Source organism: Gracilibacillus suaedae (assembly GCF_017599345.1).
GTDB classification, from domain to species: Bacteria; Bacillota; Bacilli; order Bacillales; family Amphibacillaceae; genus Gracilibacillus; species Gracilibacillus suaedae.
Genome location: NZ_JAGFVL010000032.1, coordinates 230,792 through 254,456, shown reverse-complemented (window position 1 = coordinate 254,456; position 23,665 = coordinate 230,792). Strand labels below are relative to the sequence as shown.

Here is a 23,665-nt window from a genome sequence, read left to right as displayed (position 1 = left end):
TTCCTCTTCTTTTGTCCATAAGGTAAAGGTACACATCTTAACATTCTCCTTCCAGTGTCAATAAATACATTCTTCACCTAATTTGTAGTTCAGTAATTCACATAATTGTCATTGGTGCTTTATCCCTCTGTCTATTACAATAATAGTAACTAGACTATTAGAAATATGGAGTATGACAAATGAAAAAGAAATCTTTATATAAAACCATCTGGCGTTGGCACTTTTACGCTGGAATTCTGATTGCCCCATTCCTTATCATTTTAGCTATTTCAGGAGGTATTTACCTCTTTAAGCCACAAATCGAGGCATTCCTCTATCAGAATTATTACGAGGTGGAAGTACGAGATGAGAAAACAGCACCTGAGCAACAAATCAATGCTGTTCAGGATGAATACCCTGATGCAACAGTCACACGCTACCGGCCAGGAGAAACGGATGACAGATCAGCAGAAGTAAGAGTCAATCTTGACGGAGAGTCATATACGATTTTTGTCGATCCTTACACAAATGATATGATCGGTCAGTTAAATGATAAAAACCGATTCATCGATCGGGTCGAAGAATTTCATGGTGAATTGATGCTTGGTACGTTTGGTGACCGTATCGTCGAATTAGCTGCCTGTTGGACACTTATCCTCGTCATTACAGGGTTGTTTATTTGGTTTCCACGTGGAAAAAGGAAACTCTTTGGCACAATACTTCCACGTCTTAACAAGAAAAAACGCATTTTCTTTCGTGATATGCATGCAGTCACAGGCTTCTGGCTATCCCTTGCAATTATCTTTCTAGTGCTGACAGGCTTATTATGGTCCGGCTTTTGGGGAACAAAGGTACAAACATTGGCAACCAATCTCGGAATCGGTTATCCTCCATCCATTTGGGTAGGTGACACACCAGAATCAACGGTGCAAACGAAAGATATTGCTGATGTACCTTGGTCTGCTCAAACCATGCCTGTTCCCGAATCTGATCAGCAGCAAGGTTTTATCCCACTCAGTATGAATGAGGTTGTACGTATTGCTGATGAAGAGAATATTTATCCAACATATGAAGTAATTTATCCAAGTAGTCCTGAAGGTGTTTATACGCTTTCTGTGTTCCCACCGAAAGCCCAGGATGAAGCTACGATGCATATTGATCAATATACAGGGGCGATTTTAGCTGATTACCGCTATGATCACTATCAACCGCTTGGCAAATTAATGGCCTGGGGAATCACTGTCCATAAAGGACTGGAGTATGGGCTTGCAAACCAAATTGGTGGCTTAATAGTCTGTATTGGTATTATCACCATCGTTTTCAGCGGCATTATCATGTGGTGGAAACGAAAACCAGACAAGCATCTCGGCGCACCGGTTGCTCCTAGTGTAAGGACTTCTAGACGACTTATCATTCTATTAATCGTGTTTGGTTTACTATTCCCACTCGTAGGTATTTCGATCATCGTTGTATTTTTACTAGAATGGTTGATCATTCGACGTATACCAACATTAAAGCAAATCTTTCAGATCGAGGAGAGTTGAAACAATGAAAAAGATACTACTGATCACCACGCTATTGATCCTGTTAGTTGCATGCTCTCCTAATCAAGTGAACGGAGATGCTGCAAGTCTCTATAAAACGGAAGATCCTGCGCAAATCAGCTTGGATTTACCTGATGAATTGACCTCTAAAGAAGAAACACACATAGAAATAGATGTTCATCAAGCTGTAGCAGAAATTAGTGCATCACTCTGGAAACAAGGAGAAGAAAATGACTCTGTTAATCTAGATATAACGAAAATGGAAAATGAAACTTATCTAATGAAGCATACTTTTCGAGAAGATGGAATTTATTACTTACAGATAAGGGCAGAAACAAGCGAGTCAAAAATTATGCCAACCAAACGTTTAATCGTTGGTGATTTAAGTAAAGAAGAACAAGAACTATTAGAACAGGAAAGCGATCATACCGATCATGATGGACATGACCATTCAGATCATCATTAAAAGGGAGCTGTCAAGTTTGACGGCTCTCATTCGTTATATGGTGCCAAAAAAATTTTGTTACTCACCTGTTAGAGGGTGAATACCAATGCCGTGTCTATGATCTAGCCGAAGCTGGTACGCCATTAACTGCTGATATCCTGACCCAACAAACATTAGAAGCACTGCAAAACTTCTGGGATGATACGGTCAGCTTTGACGACGGAGCTGGACTAACCTGGATGCGTCAATGTATGTAACTGTAAGAATTCCCGGTAAAGTTGCATTAACCGGGAAATGAACCTATTAAAATTAGAGGTTTTCCCGGTAAAAAAAGATTACAAGGAAATCTAATAAGTAGAATAAAAAGTTTTCGTTATCATAAAGTGACCGCAGTAAAACGATGATTGAGCAATTCGTAAAGTCACCTAATTTCTCGGAGCTTGCATGACAAGCTTTCTTCCCTCATAATCGACTAGTCGTTTACAAACAACTTTTTCATTTGCACTAGCAATTTCATCACTTCCTGCAAACAAGAAAATGTTTGTTTTTATTACTCCAAAAAAAGCTCCTAAGTTATACACGTTAACTTAGGAGCTTTTTCTTTGCATTTGATGTTGAAGGGCTAGTCTGTGCTTACTTTCACCATTATATAGAGTTTAGTGAAGCTTGATTGATCAGACTAGTTTGTGATAGTTTGGTTTCTAACATTTACGAGTCCATCATATCCATATCATTTGAATCCAGTTACAGGTGTTTCCCATCTTTTGTAAAAGCTTGATTTACCGCTTCTTTTGCATGAATAATAGCAGTATCAAATAACGGAACCTCTGCATCTTCAGGCTTGATCAATAAACCAATCTCTGTACAACCCAAAATAATGCCCTCTGCCCCATCATCAATTAAATTTCTAATAACCTCTAAATAATATTCTCTAGAAGTGTTGTTAATTATTCCTAGACACAATTCTTCAAAAATGACTTTGTTCACTTGATCCCTTTCTGTTTCTTTTGGAACAATGACATCCAGTCCGTTTGCTTCTATCTTTGACTTATAAAAATCCTGTTCCATTGTATATTTCGTACCAAGTAGACCTACTCTCTTAATCATGGATTCTTTTATCTTCGTTGCCGTTGCATCACCAATATGTAAAATCGGAATATCTATCTTTTCTTCAATATAACCTATTACTTTATGCATCGTATTCGTACAGAGCACAATAAGCTCAGCACCTGCTTTTTCCAACGATGCTGCCACTTCAGCTAAATAGTTACCAGATTTCTCCCAGTTCCCCTCAGATTGATAACGTTCAATTTTGTCAAAATCAACGCTATACAATAAACATTTAGCTGAATGTAAACCGCCTAATCTATATTTCACCTCTTCATTGATTATACGATAATACTCAACAGAGGATTCCCAGCTCATCCCGCCTATTAGCCCAATTGTTTTCATAAAAAAACACCTCTCCTCTCACCCAGAATTGATACAATTAATTCCCTGAAAATAGAGATTGACTAATAATACATTTTAAATTGTAGTAAGCGTATCAGTCCGTTGTTACAACGGACCGTTCGCTCTTCCGCTAGTTTCAGCTTTTCAACTTCCCATCCAGTGCCAACCATGCACCAAGCCCAAGCAAAGTAATCCCACTTACGGTCTGTTGCCACCATAGCGCTGTTTTATTTTTCGCTAAGAAATTACCAAACAAGCTAGCAATAAAAGCAGTCGAAATATCTACCAATAAACCGATAATACCTAAAATTAAACCTAAAATAATAAACTGACTAGCTGTACTGGATAAACTCGGATTAATAAATTGCGGAATAAATGTTAAGAAGAATAACGCAACTTTCGGATTAAAAATATCTGTTAACGCACCTTCCATAAAAGCTTTACGAACACTCACTTTTTTCTTATCGGTAAAAATTTGTACATTTTTTCGATCACGTAAGGTTTGTATCCCCAAATAAACTAGATACGCTGCTCCCACATATTTCAAGATGAGAAAAGCCCATGTAGAAGTCATAAGAATAGCGGATAATCCTAATACTGCTAGTACAATATGAACAAGTACGCCCATTTGAATACCAAATGCTGTTGCGATTCCATATCTTCTTCCCTGAGAAATACTTCTGCTGATGACAAAAGCCATATCTGGTCCTGGTGCAATACAAATAATAAAGGCGGCTAGCATAAATGCCGGTAACAATGAATAATCGATAGCAAAAAAGTCAAACATGTAACATTCCCCCTGATAAAAAGTCACCTTATATATTTATGAACAAAATTAAAAATCGTTGTCCAGTATAATTCTGAATCAACCTGTACCGCTTCACCATGTCCTGCCTTTGGAATGACTAGTTTCTCTTTATCGTCATTCGCTACCTCAAACACTTTATCGATCATTTCAAATGGCACAAAACTATCCCTTTCCCCATGAATAAATAACATCGGTATCTTACTTGCACGAACCTTGTTCACCGCTGAAGCTTCATATAGATCAAATCCCGCTCGCAGTTTGCTGACGGTATTGGCGGCATTAATAAATGGAAACTTCGGTAGTTTAAATAAATCAGCTAGTTGATAAGCAAAAATATCGTCAACAGCTGTATAGCCACAATCTTCTACGATGACCCTCACATTTGCCGGTAAACACTCTCCTGATGCCATCATAACTGTGGCTCCACCCATTGAAACCCCATATAAAACAATCTCAGCGTCAGGATTAATAGCTAATATGTGATCAACCCATGATAAGATATCCAAGCGATCATGCCAGCCCATACCGATATAGTTTCCTTCACTTTCACCATGTCCGCGAAGATCAGGTGCAAGCACATTAAATCCTTTATCATAGAAGCCACGAATCCATCTCACCATCACAGCAGCTTTTGCTCCATAGCCATGGACAACAATCGCCCATTTATGATTTTGCTCGGCTTGTTCATAAAGGTCCGCATGTAACTTAAGCCGCAGTTTATCCTTGGAAATCATCGAGATACTTGATGATGGAACACGTTCTTTAAATGTATTATCGGTGAGTTTTTCTTTTTCAGCAACCTCGGGCAGTACCGCTTCACTTCTTGCTAAATGAGGATTATCTTTAATAAATATTTTTTCTTTCTGTGCATTCAATGCGAAATTGTAAAAATAGTTCCCTACCCAAAAATAAGCTCCTAGCATAACCACAACAATCACTATTATGATAATGGTTACTTTCATCAATGTTCTGTGTCCTCCTACATTTTCTTATATGACCTTATTTCATTCTGTTTTTAGTTACATGATGTTTTGGTATTTACAAGAAAATGGAGTATTGCTTGATCAATTGAAACTATAATTCTTTTGTCATATATACACTGTTCGGGTCTTCTATGTAATCTGAAAACGGCTTACAATATTGAAATCCAAAGCTGGTATATAATCGTTTGGCTGGTTCAAAAGCCTTCATTGAACCTGTTTCCAAACTTAGTCTCTGATAGTCACGCCTTTTAGCTTCTTCCAATATGTGTTGAAGGATTCGCTTTGCAACACCTTTTCTTATATGCGAGGTAGCAGTTCGCATTGATTTTATCTCTCCATGTTGATCGTCTAACTCTTTAAGCGCCCCACAACCGAGTAATGTATCGTTTTCCCATGCACTCCAGAAAGTAACATCTGGTTGTTTCAAACCGTCAAGATTGAAAGCATGGATACTTTCCGGGGGAGAAATTTTAGACATCTGTTCAAGATGTTCCGTTATCAATCCTCTAACTTTCGGATGGGTTAAATCATCTACTATTATTTTCAAAATAATCTCTCCATTCAGCGAACAATAGTCAATATATAGAAATTTTAATGTATTAACATTATATCAAAAACTACACCAAATCACTTAAGTTATGCCTAGCCAATCGTTTTTCTAGAGAAACACTTACTCAGTCTCGCATAACCTCCAAAAACTGGGGAATACTGGAGATGACAAATCTCAAGGAGGTTAAGAGAATGGAGAACAAACAGAACCCGAATCACGGTGAAGAAAAGATGACCAATCAGCAAGGTCATGCGGTTACCGACAATCAGAACGTTCGTACTGTCGGAGATCGTGGTCCGACAACATTAGAGAATTATGACTTCTTGGAAAAAATAAGCCACTTTGACCGAGAAAAAATTCCGGAACGAATTGTTCACGCTCGCGGAACAGGGGCACATGGCTATTTCCAGTCATATGGAACCGTAAATGGTGAACCAATTTCTAAGTATACTAGAGCAAAAGTGTTTACCAATACAGAAGTGCAAACTCCTGTTTTTGTCCGATTTTCTACGGTAGTTCATGGTAAACATTCTCCTGAAACATTAAGAGATCCACGCGGATTCGCTATAAAATTTTATACAGAAGACGGGAACTGGGATCTGGTTGGTAACAACTTAAAAATATTCTTTATTCGTGATCCGCTGAAATTCCCTGATATGATTCACGCATTTCGCCCTGACCCAGTAACCAATTATCAAAACCTTGAGCGCATGTTTGACTTTGTCAGTCAATCACCGGAAGCATTGCACATGGTTACATTTGTCTTTTCCCCCTGGGGAATTCCGGCAACATATCGCCACATGCAAGGATCAGGGGTTCACACCTATAAGTGGGTCAATGAAGAAGGAAAAGCAGTCTTAGTAAAATATCATTGGGAGCCAGTCCAAGGGATTAAGAACTTAACACAGGATGAAGCAACGGAAATTCAAGGTAAAAACTTTAACCATGCAACTCAAGATCTTTATGAAGCCATTGAAAAAGGAGACTATCCGGAATGGGAGCTATATGTTCAAATCATGGAAGATGGTGAGCATCCTGAACTGGATTACGATCCATTAGATGCAACGAAGCTTTGGTATAAGGAAGATTATCCTTGGCACAAAGTTGGGAAAATGGTATTAAATCGAAATCCAGAGAACTTCCATGCCGAGGTAGAACAGTCTGCTTTTGGAACTGGTGTATTAGTTGATGGCTTAGATTTCTCTGACGATAAGCTATTACAAGGTAGAACCTACTCCTATTCTGATACGCAGCGCTACCGTGTGGGAGCTAACTATTTACAGTTACCAATTAACCGTCCTCACCATAGAGTAGCAACCAATCAAACTGGTGGGCAAATGGACTTCAGGCAAGATTATGGTGATTTCAAAAACCCGCATGTCGATTATGAACCATCGATCATCGGTGGATTAAAAGAAGATAAAAACCCTGGTGTTGAGCACGAGCCATATGTAGAAGGGAATTTACAGCGTAAAGCTATTTCCCGGGAAAACAATTATGGTCAAGCCGGTGAAACATACCGTCGCTTAAGCGATTGGGAAAAAGACGATCTGATCAAAAATCTTGTTTCTGCTTTATCAGGTTGTCGAAAAGAGATTCAAGATCAAATGATCCAACATTTCTATCAATGTGACAATGATTATGGAAAACGAGTAGAGGATGGCTTAAAAATGGCCATGAAAAGTAATAAAGAAATGATGGAAGACGCTGTACAAGAAGCAGGAGCAATGGGGCATCCATCAGATCCATATTAAATGAAATTAAAAATCCTAGGAGTGTCATTCCTAGGATTTTTGATGCTTCTTCCGATTTATTCAACAAATCTTTTGAGGGCACGCTGGGTTTTGTTGTTTATCTTGATTTATCCAACAAATCTTTCGGGAGCACGCTACGTTTTGTTGTTTATCTTGATTTATCCAACAAATCTTTCGGGAGCACACTGCCTTTTGTTGTTTATCTCGATTTATCCAACAAATCTTTTAAGAACACGCTACGTTTTGTTATTTATTAGATTTACAATACTCTACAACTTTTTGATAAGACAAATCTCCACCAAAAATATCAAGTGCACTGCCTATAGTCACGTGTAGTTTCCCTTTTGCTAATTGCTCAAAAAGCTGGAGATCCTCCATCGACCGGACGCCACCAGCATAAGTCGTTGGAATCGATACATAGTCAGCGAGCTTGGCTACTAAGTTTTCTGCAATACCAGCTCGTTTTCCTTCCACATCAGCGGCATGGATTAAAAACTCATCACAATAATGTTCCAAATCTTTAATCGTTGATGGTGTTATTTCAATATTACTGAATTTCGTCCATTTGTCTGTGACTACAAACCATTTGCCATCTTTTTGTTTACAGCTTAAGTCAATCACAAGTCTTTCCTTGCCAATTTTCTCAATTAATTTCTCTAGTCGATCCATTTTTAACTCGCCATCATGAAAAATATAAGATGTCACAATCACATGAGAAGCTCCTGCTTCAAGGAATTCTTCCGCATTATCGGCATTAATTCCACCACCGATTTGTAATCCACCTGGGTACGTTTTTAATGCTTGTATTGCTGCTTCTTTATTACCATCTCCTAGCATAATCACATGACCACCAATTAAGTTATCTCTCTGAAACATTTCTGCATAATAGCTGCTGTCATATGTAGAAACATAATTTTCAATTACATTTTTGTTTTCACTATTAAGCGTCGCACCAACAATTTGCTTTACTTTTCCTTGATGCAAATCGATACATGGTCTGAATTGCAAAATATTCACATCCTTCTGTAAAATGCAGTTACACCTATTCTAGAACATTCCTACTAAAAAGAAAAGACGCCACTAATGTGTGACGTCCCTCTCGTTTTTAAACAAACCCGCGTTCATATTGAACAGGTACTTCGGTTTCCTGTCCTAACTCGTGAGCAGCATGAATTGTCCAATACGGATCACGTAGCATACCTCTTCCGATCGCAATGAGATCTGCATCCTGATTACCAACAATTGAATCTGCTAGATGGGCATCTTCTAAACGACCTACTGCAATGACTGGCACCTCTAGAGCTTCACGCATCGCTCTTGCGAAAGGAACCATGTACCCTGCATGCCCGCCTGGATTTCGAGATGGGGCAATAGCACCTTCTCCGCCAGCACTAATATGGAACATATCTACACCAGCCTCTTTATAGGCTTTTGCTAATGCAATACCATCTTGTAGCTGATAACCTTCTTCGACAAATTCAGTTGCAGATATTCTCATAATTAATGGCATACCATCCGGCATTTCTCTTTTGACAGCTTTTACTACTTCTGTACCAAAGCGTGTCAATTCACCATACTCATCATCACGTTTATTGGTATAGCTGGAATGGAATTGATGAATTAAGTATCCATGAGCACCATGCAATTCAATCGCGTCAAACCCTGCTTCTACAGCACGTCGAACAGATTGACGGAATTTTTCCACCATTTCTTTTACTTCGTCTGTTGAAAGTGCGCGTGGTTCTTTATATTGTTCATTAAATCTTATCGCAGATGGAGCCACCGGTGTTTTTGCATCTTCCGCTTTGCGTCCAGCATGTGCGATTTGGATTGCGATTTTAGAACCTTGCGCATGTACAGCATCTACAATTTTCTTGTATGCTGGAATTTGCTCATCGGACCATAAACCTAAACAGTTATTAGAGATTCTGCCATCTGGCTCGACATTTGTCATCTCAACAATCACAAGTCCGGTACCTCCAACTGCACGGCTTACATAGTGTGTATAGTGCCAATCGTTAGGTGTACCGTCTTCTTTCGTTACCGAATATTGACACATTGGTGGCATTACCACACGATTTTTTAATTCTAGATTTTTTATTTGAAAAGAACTGAATAATTGATCCACTTTTAAGTTCCTCCTTACTTACTTTTTGTTACCTAATAAAGTATAGCAAGAATTGATAACAAGGTCACACGATTGAACTTGAGAAAACAAAACATGAATTTTGTAACAAAGATAAATGCCCTTGCATAGATTATGGACAGAAACCTACTTTTTAGGATGTGAGTAAATGTTTTATCATGTAAAAGAACTGCAATATCCAGCTAAACCTGATCGACCTGATCCGCTTTTTGCGAAACAGCTACAAGAAGTGTTAGGTGGACAATTCGGAGAAATCTCCGTAACCATGCAATACTTATTTCAAGGCTGGAATGTTCGAATGGATGGTAAATATAAGGATTTGTTAATGGATGTTGGTACAGAAGAAATAGCACATGTAGAGATGTTAGCGACAATGATTGCGCGTCTTTTGGATAATGCGCCTGTGGGTGACTTAGAGGAAGCGGCTAAAGATCCTGTTCTGGGTGCGATTATTGGCGGGATGAATCCGCAGCATGCCATTGTATCCGGATTAGGTGCAATGCCTGGTGACAGTGTTGGTAATCGCTGGACTGCTGATTATATTATCGCCAGCGGAAATCTACTAGCAGACTTTCGTGCTAATTTAAACGCAGAATCTCAAGGACGTTTGCAAGTATCCAGACTGTACGAAATGACATCAGATCGAGGAGTAAAGGATATGCTTTCCTTCTTAATTGCTCGTGATACGATGCACCAAAACATGTGGTTAGCAGCCATCGAAGAATTAGAAGAGAAAGAAGGTGTTGTTGTACCATCAACATTCCCAAGGAATCTAGAAAAACAGCAAGTTGCCTATGATTTTTATAACTTCTCACAAGGGGATGAAAGTGCAGAGGGAAGATGGGCCCATGGTCGTTCAATGGATGGTTGCTCCCATTTCCGTTACGTACACAATCCCCCTGCATATGGTGGCATTCCATCCCTGAAGCCGGCACCACATTATACATTTAATACTAACTTCCATATCCCACCTTCTTTATGTTAGATAAAAAAAGCGTAATTAATTCTCAAGAATTACGCTTTTTTCTTCCTCTCCAAAGCAATAATTCTAAAGCAATCATACAAGTGATCAGCCACGCCAACCCCAGTGACATCCCTGCTACAATATCAGTAAAAAAGTGTACCCCTAATACGACACGGCTAAAGGCAATCGTCACTGCAAGAAACGAAAAGAACAGAACATAAGAAACTCTTAGCCATCTTGTTGAGACCTTTTTCCACAGTAAGTAGATAACAAAACCATAAAATGCAACCGAGCCAGTCGAATGTCCACTAGGAAAGCTAAAACCTGTTCCCCCATATTGTGCAATTAACTCCGGTCGTTCCCGCTCAAACACAAGTTTTAACACTTGAGTTAACAGACTGATCCCAATCATATTGATACTGAAGAACAAACTATACCATTTACTTTTTTTCGCAAAGAAAAGATAGACAGCTAGTATAACAGAAGTTATAGTTAAAAAAAGAATTGATCCCGCTTCTGTAACCAGCCCCATCATCTGATAAAGCCAATCCTCCTTTGCAAAAACAATAAACTCCTGAAAAACACGATCTACGAAAAACTTTTCTTCTTCTAGTACATCACCTGCTAATTCGATAAAAAGAGAAACCGTTACAGCAATGAAGATAAATCCAACTATTAAAGTAAATATAGCTATCTTCGGCATATCTTTCATCTATTTTCACTCCTTTTATTATTATTCCCAATTAAGAGAAACAACACTATGGAAAAAGTGTGAAATGAGTCCTTTTTTTGTTGTTTAAATGTAATAAAACAATCAGATTACTGGTATGATAGGAATAATGTTGCTAAACTTGAGATGATATGGGTTGCAATTATTCTATCATGTATGTTTGAATGGACAGACAATGAGTTATATGGAGGTTGTTTATTAATGAAGAAGCTATTAATGCTATTAATGATGATTAGTTTGGCTGTTATCACTGTTGCATGTAGTAATGATGACGAGGAGCCAGCTGATGAAAACAATACAGAAGAACCTGCAGCAGAAGAAACACCAGAGAGTGAAGGTGAAGCCGAGGGTGAACAGGAAGCACAAGAGGAGGAAGCTGATTCAGCTGCAGCGACAGGACAACAAGGAGTAAGTGATGAGGAATTGGTAGAAGAAGACCAAGCTGTAGCGACTATAAATGGTGAAGAAATCATTGGTTCTTCCTACAATCAAATTTATCCACTTGTAAAAAGCACATTAGAACAAGCCGGACAAGATGTAGAAGATACAGAAGCTATAAAACAGCAAACCTTAAATGAATTAATTACTCAAGAATTGATTCGTCAAGATGCTAAAGCTGAAGGACTGACCGTTGAACAAGAAGAAATTGACAATGAACTAGCTGCTTATGAAGAACAATTTGGAGAAGAGTACGCTAGTGCTCTAGAATCGAGTGGATATACCGAAGAAACATTAAAGGAACAAATCGAGAATGATTTACTTTCTGAAAAATATATGGAGTCTGTTCTTGGTATCAAAGTAACAGATGAAGAAATTAAAGAATATTATCAGTCAGCAGCAGAGGAAAATGAAGAAGACCTTCCACCATTGGAAGATGTTGAAGATCAAATTAAACAAACACTTACGTCACAAAAACAACAAGAAAAACAAGAAGAAATTCAAGCCAAAATCGATGAACTTCGAGAAAATGCTGAAATTGAAGAGTTAATATAAAAATCATCCCCATAGCTGGGGATGATTTTTTGTATTTGATAACTATTTCCTCCACAGAAAAGCATTGATAAACACTAATACACTAATTAAAATATAGGACCCAAATGAAGCAAGCGTCATTACATAGTGAAATAGAGCAAAAGCGACAGTTAAGGCTAATAGAGCTAGTGCTTGCCCGCTTTGTTTACTTTGACCGATTTGATATGATTCAGAAAAAGGCAGCACATTTTTAAGAAATACTTGATAACAAATCCTGCTATAGATAGCAGCAACTAAAACAAGTATGATTAAAAAAGACCAAATTCTTTCTGTGAAAATTACTAAAAAAAGCACACTTAATATCAGATAAACCGGAATAAATAAGCGAACGAGAAAAGCTTTTAATACTGCGCGGTGACACACATTTTCATTTTTCAGCGGTACTGCGCGATATATCCAGGCTGCTTTTGGATTGGTTGAAAATTGAAGCATTTGTACACCAGCCGGAATCACAACCAAGCTAAAATACATTGAGAAATACATGCTACCATCACGTAGTTCGTCGATCGAGCGACTTGTATAATCCGTAAGGAGAAAAATACAAGGGAATACTAAAGCCATTCCAATTGTCGGATAGACCTTTAGCTTATAATCTCGCTCATTTTTTAACATTCTAGTTGCGAAATCAAAGAAAACTTGTTCTTCCTTGTTCCTAACCAATACCTTGGACCAAAAACGACTCCACCATTCTTTTGCTTGTTTATGTTTACCGCTGTTGGATAAAAGCTTTTCCAAGTTGCGCTCAAAAGATGGAATCAGTTTGATATAAAGAAAAATAGCTACAAGTGGTAAAATTACACCCAATATCGCGAGTATGATATACGACAGATCTGTTACACCATTTAAAACGATTTCATATATCGCTCCATACCAGACCGGCGGCATCAATACATGCCACCATTCAAAACTGAAGTTAACATTCAAATCTACAAACTCAAAGGACCGAGCTACTAATTGATAGCCGATAATCATGGAAATACTTAGAAGAATTTGAATATAATTAATAATATCCTTTAATTTTTCTCCATCAAAAAAACGAAGGATAATGATATACACCAATGCCGTCATAATCAGAATCAATAAATTAACAAATAACAGGACAATCAAACTTAATAAAAAGAATACAATCCCTTGGTTAAACAAACCAATGATCATTGGAATAGCAGTAAACGCCATCGTTAGTTGACATAAGTAGATGGTAATATGGACAACCTTAGTCGCATTAATCGTTCTCGAGTCTACAGGTTTAGTGCCTATAATCATTTTATCGCGAACATCTAGTAATACACTAGAAAAATCAGAAATGGTCGATGTCATAATAATAAACATGACAATAGCATACATGATGCTGACTTGAAAGATATACTGATCACCAAATAAGAAAGCAATCAGTATTAATCCCATCAAAGCATAGATACCAAGAGATTTCAGAAACTGATTACCGGAATCTGACTTTGATTCATGAAAGATCGTCGGTACTCTTCTCGTGTCCATCGTTAATTTCAATTGCAGAATCTCTCGCATCATCGGGTAATCTACCTTAGCTTTTTGAAAAAGCGACTGAAACTTATCTAGTATTCTCAGCGATCTGAAATCATCCATCTTTATCACCATTTTCCACTATAGAAACAAAAGAACTGGCTATTTCTTGATGCTGATGAAATCCTGTCAGTTGATTGAAAATCTCTTCAAGAGAACCCTCTTTATTTTGCTGCTGTAACTGTTCAAACGTTCCATCAGCAACAATTTGACCATCCGCAAGCAACACGATACGATTACTGATTTTTTCAACGACGTCCATAATATGTGAAGAGTAAAAAATCGTTTTCCCTTGATTTGCTAACTGATCTAAGATCTCTTTGACAATCATCATACTGTTGGCATCCAGACCACTCAATGGTTCATCTAAAAAGAGTAAATCCGGATTATGTATAACACTAGCGATAAAAAGAACTTTCTGTCTCATCCCTTTGGAAAAAGATGAAATCCTTGTATGTAATACATGTTCTAATTCAAATAAACGCATCAATTCTGTTGCTTTACGGATAATCATCTGATCTTCCATCCTATATAAGCCACCGACAAAGGATAGATATTCCATAGGCGTTAGGCTATCATAAATATCTCCGTTTTCCGGTACATAACCGATACGTTTCTTATATGCCACACCACTTGTTTTAATATTCTTACCGAATATTTCAATGTCACCTTCAAACTCTGTTATTAGACCTAACATCATCTTGACGGTTGTACTTTTACCAGCCCCATTCGGCCCGATATAACCAATAATCTGACCTTGATAGATATCAAGATTAATAGATTCTAAAACGCGTGTACTTCCATAGGATTTTGCTACATTTCTTAATGATAGAATAATATCTTCTGACAAATTTATTCACCTCCATCACTATGCTAACATATTTTTCCTTTTACTGTTTTAATTTTTTTAAAATAATCTTCTCCAACCAGAACCAAGGCAAAATACGTTTAGCAAAAGCTAACATTCTCGCTCCTTTGCCAATTGGATAGCGAAGTTTTGGTTGTTTCTTGCTACATATCGCGGCTATCAAAGAAGCTACTTCGCTCGGGTCTGCACTGGATTGTGACGATTGTTGTGCGAAAGACAGAACAGAGCTTTTCATCGGATCTTTTTTCAACTCCATTCGGTCAATATTGGACAAGCTCTTATCCCAAATACCCGTTTGGTAGGATGCTGGGTCCACTACGGAGACAAATATCTGTTTCGGGAGTAATTCGATTCGTAAACTTTCGCTGAACCCTGCTAAAGCAAACTTTGATGCACAATAAGCAGACATTCCTGGAAAACCTGCATATCCGCTAACACTGCCTATATTAATGATATTTGCCTTATTGGCCTGTTCTAATAATGGCAACATTACTTTGGTGACACGAAAAACTCCGTTCAAATTTACATCTAGCTGTTTTTGAAAGGCGTCTGTGGTTAAATCTGCAATAAATCCTGCTTGGCAAAAGCCAGCATTATTAACTAACACGTCGAGTTTTTGATAATTTGCTTGTATGTATTCTTTGACATGTTGAATCTGATGCTCATCGGTTACATCCATTTCCATAATATCTAATTGGGATGCTAACTGGTTATTCTCGGCTGTCTCGATTAATTCATCACGTGACTGCAATGTTCTCATTGTCGCTATCACTCTGTAACCTTTTTTCAAGAATTTCAGTGTCGTTATGAAGCCAAAACCACTACCTGCCCCTGTCACAAGTACTGTCTTCACGAAGTCAACTCCCTCTCATATGTATTAAGGTATATCTTAACATATTTGTCTAATGTGGTACTGGGCCCTTCCTTATAGTTATATAAACAAAAATCCCCCTCGCTTCTTTCTGCGAGGAGGATTTCAAATTCAACTATGAATTATTCTACACCTTCAGTCCACTCAGCAACTTTTTCTGGGTTAGCTTCTACCCACTCTGCTGCAGCGTCTTCCGGATCTGTACCATTGTTAATTTCAAGCATAACAGAGTTACTGTCTTCTTCTGTCCATTCGAATTGATCTAACACTTTATATGCGTTTGGTAAATCTTCTTCTAGTCCTTCACGAACCATTGTTTCAATTGTTTCTGCTTCACCAAATGAGCCTTCTGGATCTTCTAAATATTTCAAATCATATTCAGAGAATTTCCAGTGTGGAGACCAACCAGTAACAATGATAGGTTCTTCATTTTCAATTGCTTCCCCAAGTTGTGTGGTCATTGCACCACTTGAAGATGTTTGCACTTGCCAATCACTTAAGTTCTCATAATCTTCGAGAGCCTTTTCAGCAGCACTTACCACACCGGCACCTGGCTCAATACCAGTAATCGTTTGACCTGCTTCATCTGTAAGATCTGCAATAGAATCAACATCCATGTAAGATGGTACTACAAGACCAATTTTAGCTCCTTCAAGGTTTGGTCCCAATTCTACTACTTGATCCCCAAATTCTGCATATTGTGATTCATGTGTAGCTGGTAACCATGCTGCAACCATACCATCTGCTTCTCCATTTGCAACTGCTTCCCACATTGCTGCATTTTCAATAGATGTACGCGTTACATCATACCCTAAATCTTCTAAGACTTTTCCAACCACATGTGTAGAGGCAATTTCAGTGTCCCAATTTACGTACACTAATTCTATTTCCTTACCTTCACCTACAGCAGCTGTTTCATCATTGCCTTCATCACCTGTAGCGTCGTCACCTTCATCGTTGGCACCACAAGCTGCAAGTACAAATACTAAAGCTAATACTGCCATTAATCCAAAAGACTTCCATGTTTTTAACATGAATAGACCTCCCCTTTTTTAAAATTTATATTTAAACATATCCAGGCTAACCTGGATATGTTTATCACCTTAACCTAAAAAACTTCACAGTGTCTTAACATATTTTTTCTAACCAGATTTGCGACCACTTAATCTGGCAAAATTTATTAAACTTAGCCTTTATTTAAGTTTTGAGAAACCCTGTCAATAATAATTGCTAAAATAACAATACCGAAGCCTGCTACAAAACCTGGTCCTTCTTGTGAACGTTGCAGTGCTGTTAATACTTTATCACCAAGCCCTGGTGCACCGATCATTGATGCAATTACAACCATAGACAACGCAAGCATTACCGTTTGGTTTACACCTGCCATAATCGTTTTTCTGGCCATTGGTAATTCTACTTTAAACAGCTTTTGTGATCCTGTTGTACCGAATGCATCAGCCGCTTCTACTAACTCATTGGACACTTGACGAATACCTAAATTGGTAAATCGGACAACAGGTGGTGTTGCGAATACAACAGATGCAAAAATACCTGGTACCATCCCAATTCCGAAGAATACAACGGCAGGAATTAAATAAACGAAAGCAGGCATCGTCTGCATAAAGTCCAATATTGGCGTAATAATTGCTTGTGCCCATTTACTCTTCGACATCCATATACCAGCAGGAATACCAATAATGATAGATATTATACTGGCAAAAAGTACTAGTGTAAATGTGTACATTAACTCTTCCCATAGACCTTGATTATAGACAAACCATAGGCCAATAATAGAAAAAGTAACCAAACCAAATTTCTTACCGGAAACAAAGAAAGCAATAAGAGCAACGATTAATATTACAATCAGTGCTGGAACTTGACTTAACCATTCTGCAGTCGTTTCAACAAATTCACCAAAATCGTCTTTGATTGGATCAAAAATAAATTCAAATGTATTTTTCATCTTTTCAACTGCTGTATTAATCCAATCTGCTACTGGAATTTCGGGGATAAAATTAAGCATCTTCTGTCACCCCATTTCCATTTGCTAATGCTGCGATTACTGCACCTCGTACAATGATCCCTTTCATCTTGCCATCTTCCACAACAGCTACAGGTACAGGCGCATCATGAATAATTTCAAAGATTTCATGAATTGGTGCTTCTAATCCTACTGTAGGCATATCTGTACGTAAAATACTGTGTAAACCCTTTTCTCCATTATCCCGAGCTTGTTTAACATCGTCTGCTGTGACATAGCCCTTTAATTGTCTGGAGCGATCAACCACATAAATGCTTGATAAGCCTTGCTCACGAATTCTTTCTAGCGCAACTCTTGGACCATGTTTTTCAATATCAACCGTTTCAGGTCGCTTCATAATATGACTTGCTGTTAACACTTTGGAGCGATCAACGTCTTCAACGAATCGTTCCACATAGTCATTGGCCGGATTTACTAAAATTTCTTCCGGCGTACCGATTTGAACAATGGAACCATCCTTCATCAGTGCAATGCGGTCACCGATCCGTAATGCTTCGTCCAAATCATGCGTAATAAAGATAATGGTTTTCTTCATTTTTTGCTGAAGGTCCAATAACTCATCTTGCATGTCTTTTCTAATTAATGGATCCAACGCAGAAAAAGCTTCATCCATAAGCAGAACTTCCGGATCATTTGCCAAGGCTCTAGCTAAACCAACACGTTGTTGCATACCGCCTGATAACTGATCTGGATACTGGTGAATAAAACTTCCTAATCCTACTAATTCTAAAGCTTCTTTAGCTTTTTCAGCACGCTCTTCCTTATTGATTCCTTGAATTTCCAGTCCAAACTCCGTATTTTCTAACACGGTACGGAAAGGAAATAATCCAAATTTTTGAAAGACCATACTCATTTTTTCACGACGGACTTTACGTAAAGTTTCTTTACCAACCCTCGCAAGATTTTCACCACTCACTTCAACATCACCTTCTGTAGGGTCAATCAAGCGATTCAATAAACGTACAAGGGTTGACTTTCCACTTCCAGAAAGCCCCATAATAACGAATACTTCGCCTTCTTCGACTTCAAACGTTGCACGGTTTACACCGACTGTACATCCTGTTTTTTCTAAAATTTCTTCCTTTTTATATCCCTCATCTAACAATGAGAGAGCTTCTTTGGTTTTTTTGCCGAAAATTTTCGACAAATTCTTAACACTAATGACAGACATGAATCTATATCACCTCAATTTATATTCGACTTTTCCCGTCATTTTATGCATCACTTATACTATGCTAAAGGTTTTACTTATGAATTTCAAGCGTTATACACTTATTTTTCCGTTTGTTACGTTTGTAAAGTTTAAACTTTACAAATGGAAATCCTTACTTTTACCCTATACTTAGTATTTACATTGATTTTTTAATTATGTAGTGTAATGATATTAGTAAGAGAGTTGAAAGGGGTTATCATACTTTTATGACACAGGAAACTGATGCTAATTTAGAAAGAGTAAACAATCAAATCATTTCTGAGTTTTCCAAAACACTTGAAATGTTTTCTTTAAATAAAACAGAAGCACAATTATTTGTTACGCTTTATTTAAATGGAGCTCCCATGACTTTAGACCAAATGAAAGATGCTTTGGGTAAAAGTAAAACGGCAATGAGTTATGCCGTTCGTAGATTGCAAGAATTTAATTTAGTCGAACGCGTTTTTCAAAAAGGTGTACGAAAAGACTTATATGAAGCTCGTGAGGATCTATATAAGAAATTTATGAAAACCTATGTTAACCGGTGGCTCCAATCACTTAACCTGCAAATTAACAACTTAGAGGATATTCAAGAGGACTTGGATCACTATCCTGCAGAACAAAGAGAACTGTTTGAGCATAAAATTCAGGAAGCAATCTCTTTTCACCGTTCGCTTGAAACAGTTTTTTCGGATATAAAGAAGAATGATTTTCTTTAAAAGTGGAAAAAACTAGCTTATCATCAAGTACTGACGAAGGTCTTTATGTACATGTAAATTATCACTATATCGAATTACTCCCCTGCAAAATATGGTTCTCTTAAAGCTTAAAATAGAGACAAGCTAAAGGTAACTCGGACCTAATGCTTTAGCATCGCATACTTCGATTGCGAATTAAAAAGGAAACGAATTCTCTTGGGAAATACATAGTTATTCACACGAAAGATGTCATACCTATTTACAAAAAGTGGGACAAGCTAGCTTGTCCCATTCGATTACATCATTTCTTCAACTGTTCCATCATCTTGATCAACAATATACCAACCAATAGTTGCTGTATGACTTGTTTCACCGTTGGAAACTAGTTCATAAACTTGAACAACAAAATTGCCATCGTCATTTTTGTGATCCATTACGACATGGATATCACTATTTTGTGAAATATTAAGGTGGTTCCTTACTAAATCTTCAGCTGTAGTGTCCGTAATTTCACTCGTATCCGTTTCCGGGTTATCATCAGTATTGCTTTCATCTGATGCTTGTTCTTCATCTTCTCCATTCTCATAGTTTTCTCCGTTTAAATCTTCAGACCTTACTTCATTAACAATCCAGGAATCATCTGTTGATGTAATCACATAAGTCATTCTTACATTTCCTATTAATTCATTTGATCGTTCTTGTGTTATCTCATATTCAACATCATTCACTTGTTCAAAACTAAAGTCACTATCTTCTTCAAACCACACAGGAGCCTCTGTTGAAACAACATATACCTTATCATTATCCTCTTCAAAATAATGAGCCACAAATGAATCAGCTAATTCTTCTGACATAATGGTCGTGAATTCCTCTTTCAGTGACTCTTTTGAATCATAATCTGTCAAAGCACCATCATCTTCTGTATTTTCAATGACAGACATGAATTTATCTTGGTACTCATTTAAAACTTCTTTTGCTTGTTCTTGATCGAGTGTAGGTGTTTCTTCCTCAGAAGGTTCATCTTGTTCTGAGTCTTCTGCTGATTCTTCTACTTCATTCTCTGGATCTTCTGTTTCATTTTTATTTGTGTCATCTTGCGTACATGCCACTACTACTAGCGATAACAACAATGTTAGGATGACAAACAATAATTTCTTTTTCATATTAATTCCCCCCCATTTTTCATCTAATATCAAAGTACTACTTAGTAATAATATACCCTATTATAGATAATAACAAACTATTTATCATCCTCCTATAAGGCTTTATCACTAATATTTCTTGAGAATTTCAGCAACTTCATTTTACTCTTTGACGGTTAATGTAACGAATCAGAAAAACTGCTAAATGAAACTGTAAGATTTCCTCGTCAAAGTGGATTAACCGGGAAATGCGTCTGTGAAAGGATAGTTTTTCCCGATAAAAATGCAATTACAGGGAAATCTATAGAACGAGAGGTTTTCCAGATAATACATGGACCAATGTTAGTCAATGACCTAATGAAAAAGATAGGTGAGTTCATCACCTATCTGCTACTTATCTATAAATCTTGTTAAAAAATCAGACAACATAGTTTGATATTTTTCTTTATGAAGAGCATATGCTTCACCATGCCCGGCATCATCATATAAAAAGATTTCTGCATGACTATTAGTCTCTTCGTATAGTTTATTTGCCATTCTAGAAGGAACAAAGGTATCTTCTTTTCCATGAAAATAGAGAATTGGTACCTCTGCCTTCTTTACCTGATCAATAGCAGAAGCTTCATATAAGGAATAATTGGCACGTATATCGGAGACCATACTCGTTGTAGGTAATACCGGAAATGCTGGTATGTTGTACATCCGATTCATCTGATATTGAAAAAGGTCATATACACTTGTATAGCCACTATCCGCAACTACAGCTTGTACTTGTGGAGGAAGTTCTTCTCCACTAGCCATCAACATCGTACCTGCCCCCATCGATAAGCCATGTAAGACAATTTCTGCATTTGTTCCAACACGCTCAATTACTCGATCTGTCCAATCTAAAACATCTAGACGATCATGCCAGCCAAAACCAAAATAATCTCCTTCACTTTTTCCGTGCCCTCTCATATCAAAAAGAAAGATATTATAGCCTAGCTCTTCATAATAATATTGCGCGTATAACCCCATGTCTGTGGCTTTTCCTAAATAGCCATGACCAAAAATAACCGTTTTGTTTGTATCTGTTGTGGCCGGTAAATAGTATCCTTTTAAAGTTAAATCATCAAAAGTTTGCAGCTGCCAACCTTCAAAACTCTGACTAGCCACCCAGTCTCGCCATCCGCCTTTGGTAAAGACGTTCATCGCTGATGCAGATACTTCCAAGTCTTCATTTCCTTGTAAAAAAGTCTTTTGTTCACGTTTGATGGCGAGGTTATAAAAATAGTTTCCAGCAAATAAATCTATGCATAATAAAATGGCGATAAGCGCTATCATTATTTTTAAACCTTTACCAATCTTCACAAAAAATCCCCTTTCGACATCTTTATACATATTATAACAAGCATTTGCTTCAAAAAGGGGATTTTTTATTGGAACAACCGGAAAATTTCGACAAATTATTTACTCTTCTAATGATGACAGGACTTCATTAATGGTTATAAATGCTTCTTTTAAGGCTCCTTTATCTTGATTCGCTAATGTTGCAAAACGTTCTCGCACTACTTGGTAAAGAATCTGTTTTTTCTCAGCTAAAAACTGTTTTCCTTTTTCCGTCATTTGAATATATGTTATCCGGCGATCTGTTTCATCCTTCGTTTTAATAATAAACTCCTTCTCCATTAGTTTTCGAATCAATGGAGTTAAGTTTGACTTGTTAATATCCAATTTTTTAGCAATCTCCGCCATTTGAATTGGCCCCATGTGTTCCACAAGGTGTAACACATGGAAGTGGGATGGGTGAAGTCCTTCTTTTTTCGTTATCGGAGATGTACCAAACATCTTTTTCGTCAATATTGGTAATACAGTTAATGCCTGTTCTACCAATTCATTTGTTAATGTATCTTGTTCTTTCATCTAGTTCGCTCCTTCATATAGATTGACTTCATCAGATATACAGTGGATAATAGTTATTATATCATAACTATATTAGTTGATAAGGAGGTTACATATTGAATTCTATCATTACCGTGAAAGGTTTAACAAAGACCTATAAAAAAGTAGATGCGGTTAAAGGAATTAATTTTGATGTTAAAGAGGGCGAGATTTTTGGCTTTCTCGGGCCTAATGGTGCAGGCAAAAGTACGACAATCAATATGATTTGTACGATGCTGAAGCCAACTTCCGGAGAGATTATCATCAATAACTACGATGCCAAAAAACAAAAAGATGAAGTTCGAGCAAGCATCGGTATTATTTTTCAAGAAAATACACTAGATGGAAAATTAACAGCTAACGAAAACTTGAAATTACATTGTCGTTTTTATAATGTACCTAAAAATAAACGAGAGAAACGCATTCAAGAAGTACTAGAAATTGTCGATTTGGTCGATGAGCAAAACCAGCGTGTAGAGGAATATTCGGGTGGGATGAAACGTCGCCTTGAGATCGCACGTGGGCTTCTGCATTATCCGAAAGTGCTTTTTTTAGATGAACCGACTGTTGGACTAGATCCCAACACAAGAGCACACCTATGGGAATATATTTTAAAGCTCAAAGAAAAAGAAGGTATTACAATGTTTCTCACCACACACTATTTAGATGAAGCTGAGATTAGTGATCGAGTGGCGATTATGGACCAGGGTGAAATTATTGCGATCGACTCCCCGGCTTCGCTTAAGGACCAGCTTGGTGGTGACATTATTGAATTGTCCACGGAAGATAATGAGGCTGCTTTAAGAGAAATTGAGGACAAAATGGAAACGGTCGAAGTGAAAGTGGAAGATGATACGATTCATCTCAAGGTCGAAAGTAGTGACGCCTTTATTTCTTCTTTCATCAAAACCTTAGAAATTCCGATTACAAAATTAAATATTCGCAAACCAACATTAAACGATGTGTTTTTAGCTTTTACAGGAAGAAAAATTAAGGAATAAGGGGGT

23 protein-coding genes are annotated in these 23,665 nt (G+C 37.5%); 7 read left to right on the top strand and 16 right to left on the bottom strand.

The genetic code is table 11. The features are described 5' to 3' along the window. Positions 1 to 179: 179 nt before the first annotated feature. Together J5J03_RS09140 and J5J03_RS09135 are read left to right on the top strand one after the other, a co-directional pair. A complete protein-coding gene (locus J5J03_RS09140) occupies positions 180 to 1,523 on the top strand; it encodes a PepSY-associated TM helix domain-containing protein (protein WP_208588883.1) in 1,344 nt (447 codons plus the stop codon). A 4-nt stretch (positions 1,524 to 1,527) separates the two neighbouring features. Continuing rightward, positions 1,528 to 1,989, top strand: a complete 462-nt coding sequence (locus J5J03_RS09135; protein ID WP_208588881.1) for a hypothetical protein — start codon at positions 1,528 to 1,530, stop codon at positions 1,987 to 1,989. A 723-nt stretch (positions 1,990 to 2,712) separates the two neighbouring features. On the opposite strand, the gene J5J03_RS09130 is transcribed toward J5J03_RS09135, so the two are convergent. The 4 genes from J5J03_RS09130 to J5J03_RS09115 all read right to left on the bottom strand — a co-directional run bounded on the left by J5J03_RS09130 (position 2,713) and on the right by J5J03_RS09115 (position 5,758). Next, a complete protein-coding gene (locus tag J5J03_RS09130) occupies positions 2,713 to 3,420 on the bottom strand; it encodes an aspartate/glutamate racemase family protein (RefSeq protein WP_208588880.1) in 708 nt (235 codons plus the stop codon). Positions 3,421 to 3,556: 136 nt separating this feature from the next. Further along, the gene (locus J5J03_RS09125) at positions 3,557 to 4,207 is read right to left on the bottom strand and encodes a LysE family translocator (RefSeq protein WP_208588879.1); all 651 of its coding nucleotides are present in this window, start codon (positions 4,205 to 4,207) and stop codon (positions 3,557 to 3,559) included. A gap of 23 nt (positions 4,208 to 4,230) precedes the next feature. Further along, positions 4,231 to 5,193: an alpha/beta hydrolase gene (locus J5J03_RS09120; protein WP_208588878.1), complete on the bottom strand. Its 963-nt coding sequence runs from the start codon at positions 5,191 to 5,193 to the stop codon at positions 4,231 to 4,233. A gap of 109 nt (positions 5,194 to 5,302) precedes the next feature. Continuing rightward, positions 5,303 to 5,758 (bottom strand): GNAT family N-acetyltransferase, encoded by a 456-nt coding sequence (locus J5J03_RS09115; RefSeq protein ID WP_208588877.1) that lies wholly within the window; start codon positions 5,756 to 5,758, stop codon positions 5,303 to 5,305. Positions 5,759 to 5,952: 194 nt separating this feature from the next. On the opposite strand from J5J03_RS09115, the gene J5J03_RS09110 reads away from it, so the two are divergent. Further along, complete coding sequence (locus J5J03_RS09110; RefSeq protein ID WP_231710654.1) at positions 5,953 to 7,515, top strand: catalase; 1,563 nt, start codon at positions 5,953 to 5,955, stop codon at positions 7,513 to 7,515. 246 nt (positions 7,516 to 7,761) lie between these two features. Here J5J03_RS09110 and hisA read toward each other — a convergent pair whose 3' ends face one another. Then, positions 7,762 to 8,523, bottom strand: a complete 762-nt coding sequence (gene hisA, locus J5J03_RS09105) for a phosphoribosylformimino-5-aminoimidazole carboxamide ribotide isomerase (RefSeq protein ID WP_208588876.1) — start codon at positions 8,521 to 8,523, stop codon at positions 7,762 to 7,764. Positions 8,524 to 8,620: 97 nt separating this feature from the next. After that, entirely contained in the window at positions 8,621 to 9,643 is a 1,023-nt protein-coding gene (locus J5J03_RS09100) for an NADH:flavin oxidoreductase/NADH oxidase (protein ID WP_208588874.1), read from the bottom strand. 166 nt (positions 9,644 to 9,809) lie between these two features. Here J5J03_RS09100 and J5J03_RS09095 point away from each other — a divergent pair, with 166 nt between their 5' ends. Next, the gene (locus tag J5J03_RS09095; protein WP_208588873.1) at positions 9,810 to 10,646 is read left to right on the top strand and encodes a manganese catalase family protein; all 837 of its coding nucleotides are present in this window, start codon (positions 9,810 to 9,812) and stop codon (positions 10,644 to 10,646) included. Between the two features lie 22 nt (positions 10,647 to 10,668). Here the strand turns inward: J5J03_RS09095 and J5J03_RS09090 are convergent, their stop codons facing one another. Beyond that, positions 10,669 to 11,337 (bottom strand): phosphatase PAP2 family protein, encoded by a 669-nt coding sequence (locus tag J5J03_RS09090; RefSeq protein WP_208588871.1) that lies wholly within the window; start codon positions 11,335 to 11,337, stop codon positions 10,669 to 10,671. 219 nt (positions 11,338 to 11,556) lie between these two features. Here J5J03_RS09090 and J5J03_RS09085 point away from each other — a divergent pair, with 219 nt between their 5' ends. Continuing rightward, positions 11,557 to 12,348: a SurA N-terminal domain-containing protein gene (locus J5J03_RS09085; protein ID WP_208588869.1), complete on the top strand. Its 792-nt coding sequence runs from the start codon at positions 11,557 to 11,559 to the stop codon at positions 12,346 to 12,348. A 42-nt stretch (positions 12,349 to 12,390) separates the two neighbouring features. On the opposite strand, the gene J5J03_RS09080 is transcribed toward J5J03_RS09085, so the two are convergent. The 6 genes from J5J03_RS09080 to J5J03_RS09055 form a co-directional block, all read right to left on the bottom strand. Continuing rightward, positions 12,391 to 13,914 (bottom strand): hypothetical protein, encoded by a 1,524-nt coding sequence (locus J5J03_RS09080; RefSeq protein WP_231710653.1) that lies wholly within the window; start codon positions 13,912 to 13,914, stop codon positions 12,391 to 12,393. A gap of 67 nt (positions 13,915 to 13,981) precedes the next feature. Beyond that, positions 13,982 to 14,776, bottom strand: a complete 795-nt coding sequence (locus J5J03_RS09075; RefSeq protein ID WP_208588867.1) for an ABC transporter ATP-binding protein — start codon at positions 14,774 to 14,776, stop codon at positions 13,982 to 13,984. A 40-nt stretch (positions 14,777 to 14,816) separates the two neighbouring features. Beyond that, positions 14,817 to 15,647, bottom strand: coding sequence for an SDR family NAD(P)-dependent oxidoreductase (locus J5J03_RS09070; RefSeq protein WP_208588866.1), 831 nt, complete (start codon positions 15,645 to 15,647; stop codon positions 14,817 to 14,819). 140 nt (positions 15,648 to 15,787) lie between these two features. After that, complete coding sequence (locus J5J03_RS09065) at positions 15,788 to 16,699, bottom strand: glycine betaine ABC transporter substrate-binding protein (protein ID WP_208588865.1); 912 nt, start codon at positions 16,697 to 16,699, stop codon at positions 15,788 to 15,790. A gap of 152 nt (positions 16,700 to 16,851) precedes the next feature. Beyond that, positions 16,852 to 17,688, bottom strand: coding sequence for an ABC transporter permease (locus J5J03_RS09060; RefSeq protein WP_208588864.1), 837 nt, complete (start codon positions 17,686 to 17,688; stop codon positions 16,852 to 16,854). Beyond that, on the bottom strand, positions 17,681 to 18,877 hold the full coding sequence (locus J5J03_RS09055; protein ID WP_208588863.1) for a quaternary amine ABC transporter ATP-binding protein: 1,197 nt from the start codon (positions 18,875 to 18,877) through the stop codon (positions 17,681 to 17,683). Before J5J03_RS09055 ends, J5J03_RS09060 begins: the two co-directional genes overlap by 8 nt. 248 nt (positions 18,878 to 19,125) lie before the next feature. Here J5J03_RS09055 and J5J03_RS09050 point away from each other — a divergent pair, with 248 nt between their 5' ends. Then, a complete protein-coding gene (locus J5J03_RS09050; RefSeq protein WP_208588862.1) occupies positions 19,126 to 19,617 on the top strand; it encodes a GbsR/MarR family transcriptional regulator in 492 nt (163 codons plus the stop codon). Positions 19,618 to 19,892: 275 nt separating this feature from the next. Here J5J03_RS09050 and J5J03_RS09045 read toward each other — a convergent pair whose 3' ends face one another. The 3 genes from J5J03_RS09045 to J5J03_RS09035 all read right to left on the bottom strand — a co-directional run bounded on the left by J5J03_RS09045 (position 19,893) and on the right by J5J03_RS09035 (position 22,640). Continuing rightward, positions 19,893 to 20,759, bottom strand: a complete 867-nt coding sequence (locus tag J5J03_RS09045; protein ID WP_208588860.1) for a hypothetical protein — start codon at positions 20,757 to 20,759, stop codon at positions 19,893 to 19,895. Between the two features lie 369 nt (positions 20,760 to 21,128). Further along, entirely contained in the window at positions 21,129 to 22,088 is a 960-nt protein-coding gene (locus tag J5J03_RS09040; protein ID WP_331460462.1) for an alpha/beta hydrolase, read from the bottom strand. A gap of 99 nt (positions 22,089 to 22,187) precedes the next feature. Further along, positions 22,188 to 22,640 carry a MarR family winged helix-turn-helix transcriptional regulator gene (locus tag J5J03_RS09035; RefSeq protein ID WP_208588858.1) on the bottom strand — a complete coding sequence of 151 codons (453 nt, stop codon included), beginning with the start codon at positions 22,638 to 22,640 and terminating at the stop codon, positions 22,188 to 22,190. 95 nt (positions 22,641 to 22,735) lie between these two features. On the opposite strand from J5J03_RS09035, the gene J5J03_RS09030 reads away from it, so the two are divergent. Then, a complete protein-coding gene (locus J5J03_RS09030) occupies positions 22,736 to 23,659 on the top strand; it encodes an ATP-binding cassette domain-containing protein (protein ID WP_208588856.1) in 924 nt (307 codons plus the stop codon). The last annotated feature ends 6 nt before the right edge of the window (positions 23,660 to 23,665 follow it).

Coding starts and splice junctions, on each gene's coding strand:
- J5J03_RS09140 (WP_208588883.1), top strand. CDS start 180: ATGAAAAAGAAATCTTTATATAAAACCATCTGGCGTTGGCACTTTTAC.
- J5J03_RS09050 (WP_208588862.1), top strand. CDS start 19,126: ATGACACAGGAAACTGATGCTAATTTAGAAAGAGTAAACAATCAAATC.
- J5J03_RS09045 (WP_208588860.1), bottom strand. CDS start 20,759: ATGAAAAAGAAATTATTGTTTGTCATCCTAACATTGTTGTTATCGCTA.
- J5J03_RS09125 (WP_208588879.1), bottom strand. CDS start 4,207: ATGTTTGACTTTTTTGCTATCGATTATTCATTGTTACCGGCATTTATG.
- J5J03_RS09085 (WP_208588869.1), top strand. CDS start 11,557: ATGAAGAAGCTATTAATGCTATTAATGATGATTAGTTTGGCTGTTATC.
- J5J03_RS09080 (WP_231710653.1), bottom strand. CDS start 13,914: ATGATGCGAGAGATTCTGCAATTGAAATTAACGATGGACACGAGAAGA.
- J5J03_RS09090 (WP_208588871.1), bottom strand. CDS start 11,337: ATGAAAGATATGCCGAAGATAGCTATATTTACTTTAATAGTTGGATTT.
- J5J03_RS09060 (WP_208588864.1), bottom strand. CDS start 17,688: ATGCTTAATTTTATCCCCGAAATTCCAGTAGCAGATTGGATTAATACA.
- J5J03_RS09065 (WP_208588865.1), bottom strand. CDS start 16,699: ATGTTAAAAACATGGAAGTCTTTTGGATTAATGGCAGTATTAGCTTTA.
- J5J03_RS09130 (WP_208588880.1), bottom strand. CDS start 3,420: ATGAAAACAATTGGGCTAATAGGCGGGATGAGCTGGGAATCCTCTGTT.
- J5J03_RS09095 (WP_208588873.1), top strand. CDS start 9,810: ATGTTTTATCATGTAAAAGAACTGCAATATCCAGCTAAACCTGATCGA.
- J5J03_RS09110 (WP_231710654.1), top strand. CDS start 5,953: ATGGAGAACAAACAGAACCCGAATCACGGTGAAGAAAAGATGACCAAT.
- J5J03_RS09035 (WP_208588858.1), bottom strand. CDS start 22,640: ATGAAAGAACAAGATACATTAACAAATGAATTGGTAGAACAGGCATTA.
- J5J03_RS09055 (WP_208588863.1), bottom strand. CDS start 18,877: ATGTCTGTCATTAGTGTTAAGAATTTGTCGAAAATTTTCGGCAAAAAA.
- J5J03_RS09135 (WP_208588881.1), top strand. CDS start 1,528: ATGAAAAAGATACTACTGATCACCACGCTATTGATCCTGTTAGTTGCA.